The organism is Nocardioides sp. (genome assembly GCF_035503875.1).
Lineage (GTDB): Bacteria > Actinomycetota > Actinomycetes > Propionibacteriales > Nocardioidaceae > Nocardioides.
This window is the reverse complement of sequence record NZ_DATJTA010000080.1, coordinates 18,663-36,471: the sequence shown is the minus strand read 5'-3', so window position 1 is coordinate 36,471 and position 17,809 is coordinate 18,663. Positions and strand designations below refer to the sequence as shown.

The following is a 17,809-nucleotide window of genomic DNA, read 5'->3' as shown; positions in this document are numbered from 1 at the left end:
TGTTCGCGTGAACGACGAGGGCGAGGGCAGCAGCGCGGCCGACGAGCATCGGCGATGGCTGCGGCTCTCCCGGACCCACGGTGAGGACGAGGAGGGCATCGCCCAGCGCCTGGCCCACCAGTGGACGCAGCTGCGCGAGGAGCGTCGGGTCCAGGAGGCCTCACCCCTGCCGGTCACGAGCGGCCGGTCGAACTTCAGCCGCGCCCAGGTGCCGTGGGGGCTCGACCTCACGGCGGCCTGGGCCTGGCGGTTCCTGGTCATCGTCGCGGCCGGCGCCGTCATCGCGTACGGCGTCGCCTACCTCTCGGTGGTCGTCCTGCCGATCGCGATCGCGCTGCTCATCACCGCGCTGGCCATCCCGCTCGTCGACGTACTCCACCGGGCCGGGCTGCCGCGGGGACTGTCGTCCCTGCTGACCGTGATCGCGGGCATCGGGTCGATCGTGATGCTGCTGACCTTCGTCACCCAGCAGGTCGCCTCGGGCGCGAACGACCTCGCCGACTCGACCGTCGAGGGGCTCGACGAGATCAAGCGCTGGCTGAAGACCGGTCCGCTGAACGCCAGCGACAGCCAGATCAACGACTACATCGCGCAGGCGCAGGAGGCCATCCAGCGCCGCTCCAGCGACGGCGACGTCCTTGGGCAGGTGACCGAGGTCGGCGCGACCGTCGGCCACGTCTTCGCGGGCTTCTTCATCGTGCTGTTCGCGACGTACTTCTTCCTCGCCGACGGCAACCGGATCTGGTCCTGGGTCGTCCGGCTGGCGCCGCGCGCCGCGCGGGACCGGGTCGACAGCTCGGGCCGGGTCGCGTGGATCTCGCTGACCCAGTTCGTGCGCGCGACGGTGATCGTCGCCCTGGTCGACGCGATCGGCATCGCGTTCGGTGCCTGGGTCCTCGGGGTGCCGTTCGTGCTGGCGATCGCCGTCCTGGTCTTCCTCGGGGCCTTCATCCCGATGATCGGAGCCACGATCGCGGGCAGCGTCGCCGTCCTGGTCGCGCTCGTCGACCAGGGACCGATCACCGCGCTGCTGATGCTCGGCGTGATCATCCTGGTCCAGCAGATCGAGGGCCACGTGCTGCAGCCGTTCCTGCTCGGGCGCTGGGTCTCGGTGCACCCGCTCGCGGTGATCCTGGCGATCGCCGCGGGTGTCATCGTCGGCGGCATCGCGGGCGCCCTGGTGGCGGTCCCGATGGCCGCGGCGCTGAACGCGGTGGTCCAGCACCTGGCGACCTACACCGAGCCGGGCGACGATCCCGTCGAGGAGCTCGCGGAGGACTACGAGGAGACCGGCGCGGTCGTCGACGTCCCCGACCCGGACCCCGAGGAGTCCCGGTGAGCGTCTCGCTCGACGACATCCTCGCGGCCCGCGAGCTGCTGGAGGGTGTCGCGATCACGACGCCGATGGAGGAGTCGCGCTGGCTCTCCGCCCGCGCGGGCGGCCGGGTCGCGCTGAAGTGCGAGAACCTCCAGCGCACCGGCTCGTTCAAGGCGCGCGGCGCCTACGTCCGGATCGCCCGGCTCTCGGCGGCCGAGCGCGAGCACGGGGTGGTGGCGGCCTCCGCGGGCAACCACGCCCAGGGGGTCGCCCTGGCCGCCCAGCTGCTCGGCATCCAGGCCACCGTCTTCATGCCCGAGGGCGCGCCGATCCCGAAGGAGAAGGCGACCCGGGGGTACGGCGCCGACGTGGTCTTCGAGGGTCGCTTCCTGGAGGACTCGCTCGCCGCGGCCCGGAGGTACGCCGAGGAGACCGGGGCGGTCCTCATCCACCCCTTCGACCATCCCGACATCATCGCCGGCCAGGGCACGGCGGGCCTGGAGATCCTCGAGCAGGTGCCCGAGGTGGAGACCGTGCTGGTTCCCACCGGCGGCGGCGGGCTGCTCGCCGGGATCGCCATCGCGATCAAGGCGCTGCGCCCCGAGGTGCGCGTCGTGGGCGTGCAGGCGGCGGGCGCGGCGGCGTACCCCGGCTCGCTGGCGAGTGGCCGTCCGGTCGCGCTGGGGTCGATGAAGACGATGGCCGACGGGATCGCCGTCGGGCTGCCCGGCGACCTCACCTTCGCGGCGGTCCGCGACCACGTCGACGAGATCCTCACCGTCTCCGAGGAGGACCTCTCCCGCGCCCTGCTCGCGCTGGTGGAGCGGGCCAAGCTGGTCGTGGAGCCGGCCGGGGCGGCCGCCGTCGCGGCGATGCTGGACGACCCGGGACGGTTCGCGTCTCCGGCCGTCGCCGTACTCTCCGGCGGCAACGTGGACCCGCTGCTGCTCGGCAAGGTGATCCGGCACGGCATGGCCGCGGCCGGTCGCTACCTCAACCTGCACGTCGTCGTGCCCGACCTCCCGGGCGGGCTGGCGCAGCTGCTGGGGGAGATCGGCGCGGCCGGCGCCAACGTCCTCGAGGTCGTGCACGAACGGATCTCGCCGTCGCTGCACCTCGACGAGGTCGAGGTGCGCCTCCAGCTCGAGACGCGCGGAGCCCCGCACGCGGAGCAGCTGCTGGAGCGGCTCCGGGAGCGGGGCTACCGGGTGGAGAGGTAGGGCTCAGCCCTCGTACGGCACCGCGTCGAGGATGACGACCTTGAGCTCCTTGCCGTTCGGCGCCTCGTACGACACCGTCTCGCCCTTGTTGTGGCCGTTGATGGCCGAGCCGAGCGGGGACTGCGGCGAGTAGACCGTCAGGCCCTCGGGCTCGATCTCCCGCGCGCCGAGCAGGAACGTCTCGGCCTCGTCGTCGTCATCGCCGACGAACTTGTAGGTCACGACCATGCCGGGCTCGACGACGCCGTCGTTCGGCGGGGTCTCGCCGACCTCGGCACGGCGCAGCATGTCCTCGAGCTGACGGATCCGGCCCTCGACCTTGCCCTGCTCCTCGCGCGCCGCGTGGTAGCCGCCGTTCTCCTTCAGGTCGCCCTCGTCGCGGGCGGCGCTGATCCGGGCGATGACCTCCTGGCGAACCGGACCCTTGAGGTCCTCGAGCTCCTGCTTGAGCTTGTCGAAGGCGTCCTGGGTCAGCCAGATGGTGCCCTGCTCGGTCGACTGGGTCATGGCGTTGCTCCTGCACTGCTGGTGGGTACGGCGGGGCCGGCCCTCCGGGGTCGGGGTGTGGCGTCCGCTCCGGCCTGCCACCGTGTGGCTCGGTCTCGGATCTCGCGGGGCCTGCACCTGGACGGCCCGGCGGGACGGCTCAGACGGATCAGTCTAGCAACCTGCCCCACGCGATGCAGGCCGACGCGTGACCTGTGCCACGCGACCATCCGGAAGGGTGAGTCAGCTCGGCCGGGCCTGGCCGTCCGCGGTGCAGCCGATGAACTCGACCGAGGTGGCCTGCCGGTCCGTGCGGATCGTCTGCTCGGTCTCGTCGGGCCCGTCGACCGCCGGGGAGAAGGAGAGCTCGCCGACGACGTTGTGGTCGGCCGCGAACGCGCGGAGGAGGCACTCGACGCCGGTCGCGTCGTCGCGGGCACGCACGTTGACCAGCGCCGTCGCCGTGTGCTGGTCGACGATGTCGAAGGAGACCAGGTCGGAGTCGACGGGCTTCGAGGTCTGGCCGGCGATGGTCCACGCCAGCCAGCCCAGCGCGACGACGCCGAGCAGCACGCTGCCGATCAGGGTCGCGCGTCGACGCCAGGGCGGAGGAGCGCCGTACCGCTCGGCGAGGGTGGCTCGGGAGTCCTGCGAGGTCACCGGTCCATGGTCGCACCTACGATGTGGACCATGTCGCAGCACCCCAGGTCGGGCCTCCGGTTGATGCACGTCCACGCCCACCCCGACGACGAGTCGAGCAAGGGCGCCGCCTCCACCGCCATGTACGTCGCGCAGGGCGTCGACGTACACGTCGCGACCTGCACCGGTGGTGAGCGCGGCTCCATCCTGAATCCCAAGATGGAGCGCCCCGACATCCTGGAGAACATCACCGAGATCCGTCGCCAGGAGATGGAGCGTGCCCGCGACATCCTCGGCGTCAAGCAGGACTGGCTGGGGTTCGTGGACTCCGGCTGGCCCGAGGGCGACCCGAAGCCGCCGCTGCCGGAGGGCTGCTTCGCGCTGGTGCCGCTGGAGGAGGCCGCCGCGCCCCTGGTCCGGCTGATCCGGAAGTTCCGCCCGCACGTCGTGACGACGTACGACGAGCGAGGCGGCTACCCGCACCCCGACCACATCAAGTGCCACGAGATCAGCGTCGAAGCCTTCCACGCGGCTGGCGACCCGGAGCGCTACCCCGACCTGGGCGAGCCGTGGCAGCCGCTGAAGCTCTATTACCACCACTCCTTCAACCGGGAGCGGATGCAGCGCCTGCACGACGCCACCGTCGCCCACGGTCTGGAGTCGCCGTGGGGCGAGCGCCTGAAGGAGTGGAAGGCGGAGCCGGAGTGGGACGCCCGCGTCACCACCCAGGTGCCCTGCGCCGACTACTTCGGCGTCCGTGACCAGGCGCTGCTCGCGCACGCCACGCAGATCGACCCCGACGGGCACTGGTTCGCGATCCCGCGCGAGATCCAGGAGGAGGTGTGGCCGACCGAGGACTTCGAGCTCGTCGTGAGCCACGTCCCCTCGTCCACCCCGGAGGACGACCTGTTCGCCGGCATCACCGACCCCGCCTGAGAGACTTCCGTCATGCAGCAGCTCTTCGTCCTGACCACCGGCCTCCTGGCCGTCGACCCCGTGCCGGAGGACAACGACGTGGTCGCGGGCTGGGTCGCGCTGATCATCTTCGTCGGCCTGGCCCTCGCCGTGGGCCTGCTGGGCTGGGCGCTGACCAAGCAGCTCAAGCGCACCGACGCCAACCGCAAGGCCGGCGCCTTCGGCCCCGTCGACGACGACAACGACTCCAACCCCCAGCCCTGACGGCTGCCCACGGTGGTTGAGGAGGTTGCGCAGCAACCGTCTCGAAACCTCGTAAGCCGAGAGTCGGCGTCGATCCGGGCTGCTTGTCGGCTCGCCGGGTTTCGAGGCTCGTCGCTGGCGCTCCTCGCACCTCAACCAGCGTCGGGTGTCGGACGCGGCCGCGGTGGTTGAGGACGTTGCGCAGCGGCCCCCGACGGCGGTCGAGGAGGTTGCGCAGCGCGGCCCCACGGTGGTTGAGGAGGTTGCGCAGCGGCCCCCGACGGTGGTTGAGGAGGTTGCGCAGCAACCGTCTCGAAACCCCGTAAGCCGAGAGTCGGCGTCGATCCGGGCTGCTTGTCGGCTCACCGGGTTTCGAGGCTCGTCGCTGGCGCTCCTCGCACCTCAACCAGCGTCGGGTGGCGGACGCGGCCGCGGTGGTCGAGGAGGTTGCGCGGCGGCCCCCGACGGTGGTTGAGGAGGTTGCGCAGCAACCGTCTCGAAACCTCGTAAGCCGAGAGTCGGCGTCGATCCGGCCTGCTTGTCGGCTCGCCGGGTTTCGAGGCTCGTCGCTGGCGCTCCTCGCACCTCAACCAGCCAGTTCTCAGTCCTGGGTGGACTGTTGCTGGGCGACCTGCTGGTGGACGTCGGCCATGTCGAGGCCGCGGACGCCCTCGATGAGCTGGTCGAGGGCCGGGGCGGGGAGGGCGCCGGCCTGGGAGAAGACGAGCACGCCCTCGCGGAAGGCCATCAAGGTCGGGATGGACTGGATGCCGGCGGCGGCAGCGAGCTCCTGCTGGGCCTCGGTGTCGATCGAACCGAAGGTGATGTCGGGGTTCGCCTCGGAGGCGGCCTCGTACGTCGGTGCGAACTGGCGGCACGGGCCGCACCAGCCGGCCCAGAAGTCGACCAGGAGGATGTCGTCCTGCTGCACGTGGGTCGCGAAGTTCTCGGCGGTCAGCTCGATCGTGGCCATGCCCCCACGGTACGGCGCCGCCCTAGGCCCCGGCGGCGCAATCACGGGGAATCGTCGGCGCCGAGCCGGTACGCCAGACCCGCGGCGAGCGTGCGGGCCGACTCGACGGTGAGCAGCAGGCGCAGGCCCCGGAGGTCGTCGGACTCGATCGCCAGCCAGTCGACGGTCTCGCCGAGATGGCGCCCCCTCCGGACGACCAGCTCGTCCGCCGTGAGCGACGAGGTCATCGGGATCGTGTCGGTGCGTCCGGCGACGACGGGCAGGTACGACGCCTCGCCCTGGTGGTAGCGGTCCTCGGGGTGGTCGTCCTCGTGGTGCTCCCGCACGCACCACCGCGGACAGGGCTCGCCCAGCCAGCTCGGCGCCGGGTCGGCCCCCGGGGGCTGATGGTCGGATCGGGTCATGGGCGTGGTCTCCGGTGGCGAGCCTGCTTCTCACCACGACCGTAGAGAAGGGCGCCGACGGTGCGGTCCGGTCCGCGCCACTTCTCCACTGCGCTTCCTCGCCCAGGACGGAACTCCCATACGTAGATGACCATCTGTCTACCGCCGACGCGCGATGCTCGACGGGTGCCAGGCCGACGAGCTACCCCGACGTGGGAGGAGTTCGCCCGGGAGCTCGGGCACAACCTGGCCCGCGCGCGTGCCGCCAAGGGCATCAGCCAGGAGCGGGTGGCCCACATGGCCGGCATCACGGGCTTCACGTACCAGAAGTACGAGAAGGGCGAGTCGCGCCCCGGTCAGCCGATGAACCCGCAGCTGAGGACGCTCGTCGCGCTGAGCCAGGTCCTCGACGTACCGCTCGTGGAGCTGCTGCCCCCGACGTTCCCGGACGTCACCGGCGGACGCTGAACGTTCGTCCCGACCAACCACACATTCCCATACGCGTATGACCAATCGTGGTGGGTGTGGGGACGATGCTGGCCGGGTGCCTCGACGATCGACCCCGACCTGGGAAGAGTTCGCCCGGGAGCTCGGGCACAACTTGCGCCGCGCTCGAGCCGCCAAGGGGCTGAGCCAGCAACGGGTGGCGAACATGGCCGGCCTCACAGGCTTCACCTATCAGAAGTACGAGAAGGGCGAGTCGCGGCCCGGTCAGCCGGCGAACCCCCAGCTGAGGTCGCTCGTCGCGCTCAGCCAGGTCCTCGACGTGCCGCTCGTCGAGCTGCTGCCGTCGACGTTCCCGGACGCCACCGGCGGCCGCTGAGCGCCGGCCCGTGAGCAGGCCCCGGGGCGCACGCTCCCGGGGCCCGCTGGGATCGGCCGGTCTCGGGGCATGAACCCGTCCGATCCCGAGTCGTCGTCCGCGGCGCTATGGAAGGGGTATAGACGCCGCGGACGCTTCTCCCGCGCCAGATTCATCCACGCCGTACTCCGGCGGACAAGAGTGGACGGACGACCGGCCGAAGCGCACCGGCGATCTTGCGATCCGGGTGACAAATCGGCGGCCGGATCCTCACACCGCCGGCTCGGCCGGCAGCCGGATCCCGGTGAATCCCCACAGCGCCGTGGCCGTGGCGACCAGCCAGGAGGTGGCCGCGAGGGCCAGCGCGGTCACCGGCGGAAGCAGGCCGAGTACGGCGAACGGCAGCGCGAGCAGCATGAGCACCAGGGCGGTCGTGATCGCCCGTCGACGGGCGCGGCCCACGGAGAGGACGAGGGTCATCGCGTGCACCAGGTGGTCGACCGTCGCGCTGGCGGTGCAGGTGGCGCCCCGGTGCCGGACCGGACCGTGCAGGTCGTCGCACTCCACCACGACGAGGCTGACCGTCCCGTCGGTCTCGACGTGCACCAGCCCGACCGTGTCCCCGGCCATCGCCAGCTCGCGGGCGAGCCGGCCGGGCTCGGTTCCGGAGTGCCACACGGGGCTCGCCGAGAGCCGGGCCAGCCGGGCGATGCACTCCTCGCTGTCCGGGGACGCGAGGACGGGCGTGAGTCCCAGCCGGCGCAGCCGCCCGAGCTGCCCGGAGGCGTCGGCGCGCACCTCCTCGGCGAGGGTGATCCGGCCGAGCGGACGCTGGTCGACCTCGACGGCCACCGTGGTGCCGAACCAGGACCAGTCCACCGGGTCGGCGTGACCGATCCACGTGGGCTCGCCGACCCGCACCGGGTGCCGGTCGACCATCCCGCGGATGCCCAGACCGGGGAGATGCTTGACGTGGGTGACCCGGCCCCGCCCGGCGAGTTTCGCGAGGGCGTGCCCCACCGGGTCGTCGTACGAGTGCGCCAGGGCGCCGGCGAACCAGCGCACGTTGCGTTCGTGGTCGGGATCGTCGGCCTGGACGCCGGTGACGGTGAGCCGTCCGGTCGTCAGGCTGGCCAGGGGGTCCAGCACCAGGCTGTCCACTCGGCGCCACAGCTCCGAGGCGTCCGGGGCGATGGTGTGTACGCCGAGCCGCTGACCGACCCGGCGAGCGCGCCACTCGGGAAGCCACAGGGCGGCCATCAGTCCCACCGGAGCCGCGAGCAGGAGCACCGCCAGTGCGGGGGACAGTCCGTCTCGGCCGGTCGCCTCCCAGCCGGCCCAGGTCGCGCCGGAGCCGACCAGGTCCGCGCCCAGGACGGCGGTCGGGGGCAGGAGCCGGACGGGGAGCAGGGGGATCATGGGGCGGAGTCCCGGCTGCCGCGGAACAGCTCGAAGTCGCTCTGGTCGCCGCCCTTCCAGAGCGGGACGCTCGCCTTCAGCACCAGCATCAGCTGCATGACGAAGTCCGGGTCCCGGAGTGCTTCGCCGAAGAGCTCGTTGATCCGGCGCCAGCGGTAGCGGATCGTCTGCGGGTGTACGTCGAGCCGGGAGGCGATGGCCGGCGCGCTGTCCCGGGTCTCCAGCCAGGTCAGCAGGGTCTCGGAGAGGATCTCCCGCGAGTTGGGGGCCTCGGCGAGGAGCGGTTGGAGGAGACGCTGGCACAGCTGTCGGCGCATCGACGGCTCCGAGTGCAGCCACAGCTGGGTGAGGTGGTCCTCGCACCGGATCACGGACGCCGGCGGGATGACGCTCGCCTGGACCAGGTCGAGCGCACGGGTGGTCCACAGCAGCGCGGTGCCGGCCTCCGCGGCCGGGACCGCCCCGCTGATCACGACCCGCCGGTCGCTCCCGGACCGCTCGAAGACGCCGGCCAGCTCGTCGGCCGCCGGGGCCGGGCAGAGCACGTAGAGCCGGTTCCCCTCCTGGGTCCACAGCACGTCGGGCTCGTCCGGCACCGAGGGGCTGTCTCCGTGGAAGGAGACGGCGAGCGCCACGACCTCCGTCGGCAGGGGCCACTTCGCGTCGTCCGCGAGCTCGGCCAGCCGGAACGGGTCGACCCCGAGCGGGGCCAGGTGCGAGATCCGCCCGGCGGTGGTGGTGCGCAGGTAGTCGAGCAGGTGGTGACGCGCCCGCTCGGTGTCCGACGGCGGGCGCCCCACCCGCAGCGCGTGTCCGATCTGGAGCTCGGCGCGCAGGTGGTTGGTGTAGGCGGCGAGGTCGTTCGTCACGTCCCGCAGGGCCTGGGCCGGGTACCCCTGGGCCACGGCGTAGTCGGCGAGGTAGTTCCAGACCGCACGTGCCCCCACGGCGAACGCCGAGTCCAGGTTGACGCTGGTCGTGTCCTCCTGGGCCTCGCCCCACCCCATCCGGCGGAACAGCTCGTCCACCTTGCGCTGGGCCGTCGGACGCTGCGGCGAGGTGTCGAGGAAGGCATGGACGGCGGAGCTCGCCGCCATCGTCATCAGCTGGTGCCGTTGACCTCCCGGAGGGCCGGCGTACGCCGGGACCTGGGCGCGCACGATGTCGACGATCGGGTCGATCATCTCCAGCAGCACCGCGCGGAACGGGTGGCCGCTCGCGGAGACGACCGGCTCCGGGGACAGGAGCGAGGTGTCCGTCATGGGTGGCAGGTCGCTCGGGTCGAGTTCTGCGGACTCGGCAGGCTCCTGCTCGGGCTCTGCGTCATGCGGCCTCTCGTCGTTCATGAGCTCAGGCGCTTCTCGGTGGGGTCGTCAGGGGTACGACGTGCCGACCGCCCGCGGAGGATTCCGCGGGCGGCGTACCCGCGCACTGGTTCGCTCGCTTCACGTCACGACGAGGTGGGGGAGCACCGAGACGGCTCCAGGGTCGTGGTGCGGCGCGGCGGGGGCGCGGCCCGAGAGGCGTGCTGTCGTCACGGAGCGTCCGGCGGCGTGGCCGGGGGCTGCGGGGGAGGCGGCGGCGGGGGAGGCGGCGGGGGAGGCGGCGGGGACACGTCGAAGGTGATCGTGATCTCGAAGTCCGGCGTCTGCGGCCCTTGCTGGCGCTGGTTCAGCTCCGTCCTCCACAGGTAGCCGAGCGCCGGCAGCACGGACCCGAGCACGGCCGTCTGGTTCGGGGTCAGCACGTTCTGCTGGAGGATCGGCTGGAGCGGCACCAGGCGCTGGCGCAGCGTGGAGGGAGAGATGTTCAGGGCCTTGGCGTGCTGCTGCATCGTGCTGGGCGTCGTCAGCACCCGGTGCAGGGTGCGGGCCAGTTCGATCCGGTGCGGGAGGGGCGTGGCGATCAGCGGGCCGAGGTGCGGTGTGATCTGCTCCAGCACCGCGAGGGGGATGTCGGAGGGCGAGTGCGGCCGACAGGGGAACGACGCGAGCGGGCAGGCCCACCCGAGGCGGACCATGCGGGCGAGCAGCAGCGCCGAGTGGTAGGCCCGCACGAGGTCGTGGACGGGTACGGGCCCCACGTTCACCCCGATGAGCACCGGCCCCGGCCCACTGCCGGATGCCCGCATGAAGCTGGCCGGGTGCACGAAGACGAGGTGGTCGGTCGCGGGGATGATCACCCCGTCGTCGGGGTTCGCGTCCGGGGGGATCACGGTGGCGTTCGGGGCGTCAGGCGTGGGGATGGCGACCTGCACCGTCACGCAGGCGTGCTGGACGCGGGTCCCGAAGTGCTGGATCAGCTCGTGGTAGAGGAAGGGCGCGACGTTGTCGGGAGACCCCGTCGACGCCGCGTCGGGCGCCGTCGGGTGCTGGGGGTGGTGCCGGTGGTCGTCGGCCGGACGCAGGTAGTCGGTGTAGCGCCGCAGGCTCGTGTGCAGGGCCACGGTGTGGAAGCCGAGGACGGGATGCCGGGAGATCTGCTCCCGGATGGTCGTGGCGACGACCGCCAGCAGGCTCTCGGTCGTCCCCTCGGCGACCTGGGAGGCGGCCTCGGCGTGGCCGACCCGTCGGAACAGTTCGGGGGCGGAGAGGCTGGTCACCGGCTGGGTGGCCGCGAGCAGTGCGAACTCGTGCACCGCGACCGTGGCGACGTGGTGAGCCAGCCGCCGGGCGACAGGGCTGCACGCGTCGGCCTGCACCTGCCCCGCGTACCGTTGGGCCAGGCGCTGCGAGTCGGCTGAGGCGCTCAGCAGCGCAGCGCTCGCCTCGGGCGCGAGACGGTCCAGCGCAAGTCGCTTGCGCAGCTCTCGCAGCATCTGGTGATCGAGCGGCCGAGAATGGGACATCACGACTCCTTGTCCAGCAGAGCTCGGTTCCCGCCTCGGTTGCTAGCGCGACCGACGATGCGAGAACCGCCGAAGGTAACTTCACGCCCCTTCACCCGGAAGGTCACGCGAGTTGGCGAAATTGTGTGAGGAGCGTCACGAAATTGCTCACCCGGGTGACAAGATCCGTCAGCGACCCGGTTGGACGCCTGCGTGCGGGGCACCTCGCGGCCGGGCGAAACGTCGCCTCGCGGATGCCGTCGGTTGCCGAGGGACCGGCGCGTCGGCGCCGGCCCCTCGGCGTGGTGCCGGTGGATCAACGGACGCGGATGCGGCGCTGGATCGGCAGGTACGACGCGTCCCCGCGGTAGCGGACCGTGACCCGCGCCCGCTTCGCCGCCACCTTCCTCGGGACGCGCACGACCACCGTGCCCTTGGTGAGCTTCCGGGTGCTCGTCCAGCCTCCCGGGCCACGCACGACCACGGAGCCCGTCGCGGCACCCGCCCTGCCCTTCACGCGGATCCTCAGCCGACCCTTCGAGGGCACGGCCAGGCTCAGCGTGGGGTTGACCCGGGTCGGCGGCTGGGTGGTGGGTGGTGCGGTCGTGGGTGGTGCGGTGGGAGTGGGGGTGGGGGCGCTCGGGATCAGGATCTCGTTGGAGGTCGCGGAGCCCGGGATGATGCCGTCGCCGGTGGCGTCGAGGCGGACGCTGATGCGATGGCCGACGTCCGCGGTGGTGATGGTGTAGTGGGTTCCGGTGGCGTTCGCGATGGGCGCGCCGTCACGGAGCCACTGGCGTTGCATGTCGAGGACGGCACGGGCGTTCCGCCAGCTGCCGCGGTCGCTGCTGAGGATGCCTCCGGGGCGGAGGGCGGAGCCGGTGCTGATCCGGGGCGGGATGGTGTTGATGGCGGCGCAGGAGCCCTCGGTGGTGATCGGTCCGCCGTTGATGCAGGAGCGTTCGATGGGCACGGTGGCCTGCTGGGTGAGCAGGTCGCGCGGGGCGAGGGAGAACTGCTGCCAGTGGGCCGGCATGGGGGACTGGTCCTCGTCCCGGACGATGTGGTGGAAGCCGACGTTGACCCAGGCCACGGGGTCGGTCAGCGGCTCGGTCTCCGCCTCCACGTAGTCGGGGACGGAGAGGTTGGGGCACCCGAGGTTGAGGTTGTCGGAGGCGTACTCCTGGCAGGCGTGGTTGTTGGTGAAGCTGACCTTCGGGCGGGTCAGGTCGTCGTACGGGTTCTGGATCGCGTCGTTGACGATCTCGTACGAGCGCGGGTGACCATCGGCGTTGGGTGAGGTCGGGTTGAACACCCGCCACCAGGTCTGGGGGTCGGGGTCGTCAGCGGCGTTGAACGCCTCGGTCCGGATGGTGCCGACCCCTTCGATGCGGGCGGGCTGGGCCGGGTCGGGCTGGCTGTAGTCCCACTGCTCGACCTGCTGCTCGCCGTCGCCCGTGTGGGTGCCGATGCCGAAGTCGACGCGGTAGACGGCGTTGTGCCAGTGCGACTGCGAGTAGCGGGTGGGGTCCTCGCCGGCGGGGTTGATCGGCCATCCGATGGCGGCGTCGTGGTCGAAGAGGAAGTCGGACGGGGCGAGGTCTCCCGTGGCGCCGAGGCCGACCGTGATGGTGCCCTGGTCGCTGAGGGTGACCTTCTGCTGGTACTCGTACCAGCTGATCTTGGTCATGGAGGAGATCTCCAGGGCGCGGCCCTGCTGGACGTAGCTGTCGCTGCGCATCTCCATGGTCTCGTGGGAGGCCCAGCCGAGCCCGGTGCCGATCTCGTCAAGGCAGATGCCGGGGATGGTCCGCTCGACGAGCTCGTAGCCGAAGATGAACGACTGCTCGACGTCCATGGTCTCGCCGGGGCAGAGCTTGTCGTTCTGCCGGAGCAGGCTGTAGCCGCCGAAGCCGAAGCTGGTGAGGTCGTTGTAGGCGATCATGCCGCCGTCGTACGGCACGGCGAGCTGGGCCAGGTAGAGCGAGTCGACGACCGGCAGCCACTCGCTGGACGTCGTCGGGCCCGGTGCCGGGCGGAAGTGGATCTGCTCGAGGACGAGGCCCTTGACGTTGTCGCTGCGCACGCACATGGCCCAGGCCGAGCCGGTCTCGAGGGTGCGGACGACCTGGGCCGAGCCGCAGCCCAGGTCGGGTGCCTCGGGGGCCGGGGCGGCGGTGGCGGGACCGGCCACGGCGGTGATCGAGGCGGTGGCGGTGACCGCGAGGGCGAGCAGGCGCCGGAAGCGGTGGTGGCGGATGGGCTGGTCAGCGCGCATTGTTCTGCTCCTCCAGGCCGGTGCGGATCACCGTGCGGGTGCTGAGGTCGACGACGAAGTCCTGGGTGTTGAGGTACTCCCCGGTGGGCAGCGCGATCAGCAGCTGGAGGCAGCGGTGCTGTCCGCAGACCTGGGTCTCCTCCGCGGTGGGACGAGCGGCGTCGGGGAGCCAGGCGCCGCCCATGGCGGAGACCTGGCCCGGGTTGAGCAGGGGGGCGCCGTTGACCTGGCCGTACTGCGCGACGAACGACAGGATCGGCTTGGCGGTGATGGCCAGCTCGAGCGCGGTCGCGGTCTCGGTGTCGGTCGGCGGGAGCTGGAGCTCCTGGGTGGCCTGCTGCTGGACCACGGTGTCGTGGGTCAGGTCGACCAGCAGCTGGTGGAGCTCATCGGCGGTGTAGTCGTAGAGCGCCACGACGACACGTCGGTCCGAGGTGCGTTGCGAGAGCGGCGGCAGGTCCGCCGCGACCGGCTCCCCGCCGGGCTCGCCCAGGAGGTCGCGTGCCTGCTCGGGCATCGCCTCGCGTGCGAGGTGGAAGGCGTAGCCACGCTCCCCGGCACTCAATGGCTCGTGAGGCTCGCGCAGCCGGGGAGCGGTCTCGGGCAACGACCCGTCACCGACCGTCCGGAACTTCGCGTCGGCGTCCCGGGGGGCGCCCGCTACGGGACCTCCGGGGGCCGCGAACGTGGGTAGCAGTACGGCGCCCAGGACGCCGCCGACGCTGAGCGCGACAGCGGCCACCAGTGCCCGACGATGCCGGCGAGGAGGGGATGCCATGACGAACTCCTGATGCTCGTGGCCGGTGGTCTCCGGCCTTCCGTTCCGGCGATCAGTTCAGCGCAGGAGCGAGCCTCGCAGTCGAGTGCGGAGCCAAGTCGGCAGAGCGAGAGCGCAAAAGTTGTGAGCCCCATCACAACTTGAGTGACGAGCGAGGATCGTCAGGGCCGCCATGACGTTCTGAGTAGGACGGCGATTCACCGTCAACGGCACCGAGGCCGGGGTCCACCTGACGGTGGACCCCGGCCTCGGCCGGGTTCTGCTGTGGCTCAGGCCTTGAACTTGGCCTTGCCGGTGGACGCCTTCACCTTGGCGTTGCCGGCGTACTTCAGGGTGGCGGTGTACTTGCCGCGCTTGACCTTCTTGAAGGTGGCCGTGGCCTTGCCCTTGGCGTTGACCTTGACGGTGACCTTCTTCTTGGTCTTGCCCTTCAGGGTGACGGTCACCTTGCCGGCCGGGGAGACGCCCTTGGCGGTCTTCACCGTGATGGCGATCGTGACCTTCTTGGCGATCTTCTTGGTCTTGCCGGTGGCCTTGGCCTTCCCGGAGACCTTCGAGGAGGCCTTGACGACCGGAGTCGTGGCCGCTGCGGCGACCGGCGCGGTGGCCGCGGAAGCCGACACGAGGGTCTGGCCGTCGCGGGTCGCCGTGGTGCGGTAGCTGATCGCCTTGCCGACCAGGGCCGCGTCGAGCGGGAGGGTCGTCGCGGTCTTGCCGGCGATCGGAGTGGCGCCGGCGTACCACTGGCCGGTGGCGGTCTCCGGGGTCAGCGAGAACGTGGCCGGCGTCGCCGTCAGCGTCTGGCCGGCCCGCGCCTGACCGGTGACCACCGGCTTCGTGAGCTCGCGGTAGGTGGTGACGATGGCGGCCATGTGTGGGGTCATCCCGACGCCCACGGAGATCGCGGACACCGGCTGACCGTCGAGCACCCCGGGGATCTGTCTGACCGGAGCCTCGGCCTCCGCACCGAAGACGTGGATGGTGCCGTCGGCGGTGAGGGCAGCAAGGACGTTGCCTGTCATCCCGCCCAGGGAGAGGCTCGTCACCGTGGTGGCGGGGGTGAGCCCGTCGAAGTCCAGGACGTCGTCGGGGATCCCCGCCTCGTCGCCCCAGATTTGGATTGTGCCGTCCTCGAAGACGACTGCGCTGTAGCTCGCCGCCGCGGCGATCTTCGTCACCTTCTTGCCGCCGAGGTCGGGCACGTCGAGGGATTCGGTGCCGTCGTTCCAGCCGACGACCGAGCCGTCGGCGCGGAGAGCCAGTACGTTGTTCGGCTTCGCGGCGACGTCGACGAGGTTGGTCAGTCCGGCCGGGGTCTCGAGGAAGGGGGCGTTCCCCCAGGTGGTCAAGGTGCCGTCCGTTCGCACGGCGTATCCGGTGCCGGTGATCATCGAGATCGCCTTCGCGCGGAGGTCGGCCGGGACCTCGCTGAACGCGGGGCCGAAGCCGCCCCAGGCGGTGACGCGGCCGTCGGTGTGGATGATGGCGCCTTGGAATCGATCCAGGGCGATGGTTGCCGCGTCTGTGATCCCGGTCGGGGCGTTCATGACTTCGAGGCCGGGGCCGCCCCATACTCGAACCGTGCCATCGAGCGTGACGACCCCGGTCGCCGTGTTGCTGGAAGCAACCGACCGCACGTCCCCGGTGAGGTCCTCGGGGATGTCGATGGCCGGGCCGGATTCGGCGTCCTCGTCATCGCCCCAGGCCACGAGCGCACCGGCGCCCGCCGGCGATGGGGCGGTGACGGAGTGGGCCGGGACACCGACCGCTCCGACGATGAGGGCGCTGGCCGCCGTGGCGGCCAGAAGGTTGCGCAATCGCATGTCTGTCTCCCAATTCAGGCGCAAGGAGGGCTCCCTCCCAGGTGTGCGCCGATCTTGCTGAAGGGAAGGGGGTATGGGTGGCGAGTGGGCCGAAGTCGGCGCAGAGAACCCGGAAAGTTGTGAGGCGGCTCACAACTCGATGAGGTCGGCATCCGTGATGCGGCCGGAGTGGAGGCCGGGCAGGTAACCCGGCGACAGATCTGTCGCCGGGCCACCGACCGGGTGGTCAGGCAGTCTGGCGGAAGTCGATGCCAGTGGTCGTCCCGGAGGCGACTCGGACGTCGTACTTGATGTTGTTCAGCCTGAGGCCCCCGGTCATCAGGCTGAGGCACGCGGGAGTCTGCTGGGAGTAGGTGAGGCCATCGCCATTCAGGATGAGCTCTTGGTAGGCGACCCCGCCGACGGTCTTGACCGCCTCGTCGAAGTAGGCGTCGATGTCCCCTGAGAGCTTGGCCGCGCAGGAACTCCCGCTGAGCAGCATCGTGAGGCACTGGGACGCGACCGACGCTCGACCCTCGACGCGGCTGAAGGCCGGACCGGGCCCTGTGTCGACCGTGCCGTCGTGGACGTTGGGGCCAGTGTCCTGAACGTTGGGAGTGTCAGGAAAGTCAAGAGTCATGACGCACCCGGGCGTGATCGAGATCTTTCCGTTGACTCCGAGCGGGGTCGCGCAGGTGAGGTCGAGGGTGGAGAGCGTCATGTCGCGGACGCCCGTCGTCAGGGGCCGAGGGCCACGGGTCACAGTTCCCGCCATACTGCCGACCGCGCAACCGGCGTCGAATCCGAAGATGGAGTAGGTCTTGGTGCCGGCTCTGAAGACGCCGTCCATGGCAACGGTGCCGACGGTGCGGTCGCCGTTGACTTCGACCGCGGCCACGGCGCCCCCGGTCGGCAGTGCTGGCAACGTCTGACGGAAGTCGATGCCGGTCGTGGACCCGCCGGTGACCTGCAGGTTGAAGGTCATGTTGTTGAGGGTGATGCTGCCGCCCGCCACGCCGAGGCAGGACGGGGTCTGCTGACGCATGGTCAGGCCGGGGCCGTCGAGGACCAGCTTCTGGTAGCGGACACCGCCGACGGTCGTGATGGCCTCGTCGAAGGAGGCGCCCACGTCGCCGTCGATCCGGTAGGTGCACCCGCCGGAGCGGGTGACGGTGATGCACGCGTGCGGGATCGAGAGTCTGCCCCGGACGGCGTGAAAGCTCGCGCCGAGGTTGTAGGGGCCGGTGTCCACGGTGCCGTCGTGGACGTTGTCATCGTAGAAGTTCGCTCGGAGGACACAGCCGGGGGTGATGGTCCACGTGTCGGTGTAGATGGCGTAGGCGCACGGCATGTGCAGGGAGGAGAACCCGAAGTCGTGGGCACCTGCGGGCAAGGGGCGCGCGCTGCGGTTGACGGTCCCAGCGAGGGTGCTGTGCGTGCAGCTGGTGGTGAACCCGGTGAGGTCGTGGGTGTAGGTGCCGCCGGCGAAGGTGCCGTTGACGGGGACTGGGTTGTTGGGCAGAGACTGGACGCCGTTCACCTCGACGAAGACGATGGGCCCGCCGGTGGGGGGGTCGGCTTGGGAGGTGGGGGTGAGGCTGAGAAGTCCGGCCGCCAGGACGGCGGCGCCAACTATCAGTGCCTTGCGCAGTTGCATGGGGGTTGCTCCGTTTGTTCGGGGGAGATGGTGCCGGGGGCGGCACCAGCCGCATCCTTCGGGGCGGCG

General features: G+C 71.1%; 17 protein-coding genes. 6 read left to right on the top strand and 11 right to left on the bottom strand.

Going from position 1 to position 17,809, the window contains the following annotated elements; all coding sequences use genetic code 11:
• Positions 1 to 7: 7 nt before the first annotated feature.
• Both VMF51_RS18910 and ilvA read left to right on the top strand, forming a co-directional pair.
• Positions 8 to 1,339, top strand: coding sequence for an AI-2E family transporter (locus tag VMF51_RS18910; protein WP_325476014.1), 1,332 nt, complete (start codon positions 8 to 10; stop codon positions 1,337 to 1,339).
• On the top strand, positions 1,336 to 2,538 hold the full coding sequence (ilvA, locus tag VMF51_RS18905; protein ID WP_325476013.1) for a threonine ammonia-lyase: 1,203 nt from the start codon (positions 1,336 to 1,338) through the stop codon (positions 2,536 to 2,538). The genes VMF51_RS18910 and ilvA overlap by 4 nt, the downstream gene beginning before the upstream one ends.
• A gap of 3 nt (positions 2,539 to 2,541) precedes the next feature.
• Here ilvA and greA read toward each other — a convergent pair whose 3' ends face one another.
• Together greA and VMF51_RS18895 are read right to left on the bottom strand one after the other, a co-directional pair.
• Positions 2,542 to 3,045 carry a transcription elongation factor GreA gene (greA, locus tag VMF51_RS18900; RefSeq protein WP_325476012.1) on the bottom strand — a complete coding sequence of 168 codons (504 nt, stop codon included), beginning with the start codon at positions 3,043 to 3,045 and terminating at the stop codon, positions 2,542 to 2,544.
• A 222-nt stretch (positions 3,046 to 3,267) separates the two neighbouring features.
• Positions 3,268 to 3,684 (bottom strand): DUF4307 domain-containing protein, encoded by a 417-nt coding sequence (locus VMF51_RS18895; protein ID WP_325476011.1) that lies wholly within the window; start codon positions 3,682 to 3,684, stop codon positions 3,268 to 3,270.
• Positions 3,685 to 3,705: 21 nt separating this feature from the next.
• Between VMF51_RS18895 and mca the strand changes: the two genes are divergently transcribed.
• Together mca and VMF51_RS18885 are read left to right on the top strand one after the other, a co-directional pair.
• The gene (gene mca / locus VMF51_RS18890) at positions 3,706 to 4,599 is read left to right on the top strand and encodes a mycothiol conjugate amidase Mca (protein WP_414689485.1); all 894 of its coding nucleotides are present in this window, start codon (positions 3,706 to 3,708) and stop codon (positions 4,597 to 4,599) included.
• Between the two features lie 12 nt (positions 4,600 to 4,611).
• On the top strand, positions 4,612 to 4,842 hold the full coding sequence (locus VMF51_RS18885) for a hypothetical protein (protein WP_325476009.1): 231 nt from the start codon (positions 4,612 to 4,614) through the stop codon (positions 4,840 to 4,842).
• Positions 4,843 to 5,422: 580 nt separating this feature from the next.
• Here VMF51_RS18885 and VMF51_RS18880 read toward each other — a convergent pair.
• A complete protein-coding gene (locus VMF51_RS18880; protein WP_325476008.1) occupies positions 5,423 to 5,794 on the bottom strand; it encodes a thioredoxin family protein in 372 nt (123 codons plus the stop codon).
• 41 nt (positions 5,795 to 5,835) lie between these two features.
• Complete coding sequence (locus tag VMF51_RS18875) at positions 5,836 to 6,198, bottom strand: DUF6907 domain-containing protein (protein ID WP_325476007.1); 363 nt, start codon at positions 6,196 to 6,198, stop codon at positions 5,836 to 5,838.
• Positions 6,199 to 6,363: 165 nt separating this feature from the next.
• Here VMF51_RS18875 and VMF51_RS18870 point away from each other — a divergent pair, with 165 nt between their 5' ends.
• Both VMF51_RS18870 and VMF51_RS18865 read left to right on the top strand, forming a co-directional pair.
• Positions 6,364 to 6,645, top strand: a complete 282-nt coding sequence (locus VMF51_RS18870; RefSeq protein ID WP_325476006.1) for a helix-turn-helix transcriptional regulator — start codon at positions 6,364 to 6,366, stop codon at positions 6,643 to 6,645.
• Between the two features lie 37 nt (positions 6,646 to 6,682).
• Positions 6,683 to 7,000 (top strand): helix-turn-helix transcriptional regulator, encoded by a 318-nt coding sequence (locus VMF51_RS18865; protein ID WP_325476005.1) that lies wholly within the window; start codon positions 6,683 to 6,685, stop codon positions 6,998 to 7,000.
• A 249-nt stretch (positions 7,001 to 7,249) separates the two neighbouring features.
• Here the strand turns inward: VMF51_RS18865 and VMF51_RS18860 are convergent, their stop codons facing one another.
• The 7 genes from VMF51_RS18860 to VMF51_RS18830 all read right to left on the bottom strand — a co-directional run bounded on the left by VMF51_RS18860 (position 7,250) and on the right by VMF51_RS18830 (position 17,740).
• A complete protein-coding gene (locus VMF51_RS18860) occupies positions 7,250 to 8,398 on the bottom strand; it encodes a hypothetical protein (RefSeq protein WP_325476004.1) in 1,149 nt (382 codons plus the stop codon).
• Complete coding sequence (locus VMF51_RS18855; RefSeq protein ID WP_325476003.1) at positions 8,395 to 9,660, bottom strand: helix-turn-helix domain-containing protein; 1,266 nt, start codon at positions 9,658 to 9,660, stop codon at positions 8,395 to 8,397. The genes VMF51_RS18860 and VMF51_RS18855 overlap by 4 nt, the downstream gene beginning before the upstream one ends.
• Before the next feature lie 272 nt (positions 9,661 to 9,932).
• Positions 9,933 to 11,246, bottom strand: coding sequence for a hypothetical protein (locus VMF51_RS18850; RefSeq protein ID WP_325476002.1), 1,314 nt, complete (start codon positions 11,244 to 11,246; stop codon positions 9,933 to 9,935).
• Between the two features lie 295 nt (positions 11,247 to 11,541).
• Positions 11,542 to 13,503, bottom strand: a complete 1,962-nt coding sequence (locus tag VMF51_RS18845; RefSeq protein ID WP_325476001.1) for a hypothetical protein — start codon at positions 13,501 to 13,503, stop codon at positions 11,542 to 11,544.
• Positions 13,493 to 14,281: a hypothetical protein gene (locus VMF51_RS18840; RefSeq protein WP_325476000.1), complete on the bottom strand. Its 789-nt coding sequence runs from the start codon at positions 14,279 to 14,281 to the stop codon at positions 13,493 to 13,495. The genes VMF51_RS18845 and VMF51_RS18840 overlap by 11 nt, the downstream gene beginning before the upstream one ends.
• A gap of 269 nt (positions 14,282 to 14,550) precedes the next feature.
• Entirely contained in the window at positions 14,551 to 16,104 is a 1,554-nt protein-coding gene (locus tag VMF51_RS18835) for an Ig-like domain repeat protein (protein ID WP_325475999.1), read from the bottom strand.
• Between the two features lie 226 nt (positions 16,105 to 16,330).
• Entirely contained in the window at positions 16,331 to 17,740 is a 1,410-nt protein-coding gene (locus VMF51_RS18830; protein WP_325475998.1) for a hypothetical protein, read from the bottom strand.
• Positions 17,741 to 17,809 lie beyond the last annotated feature (69 nt).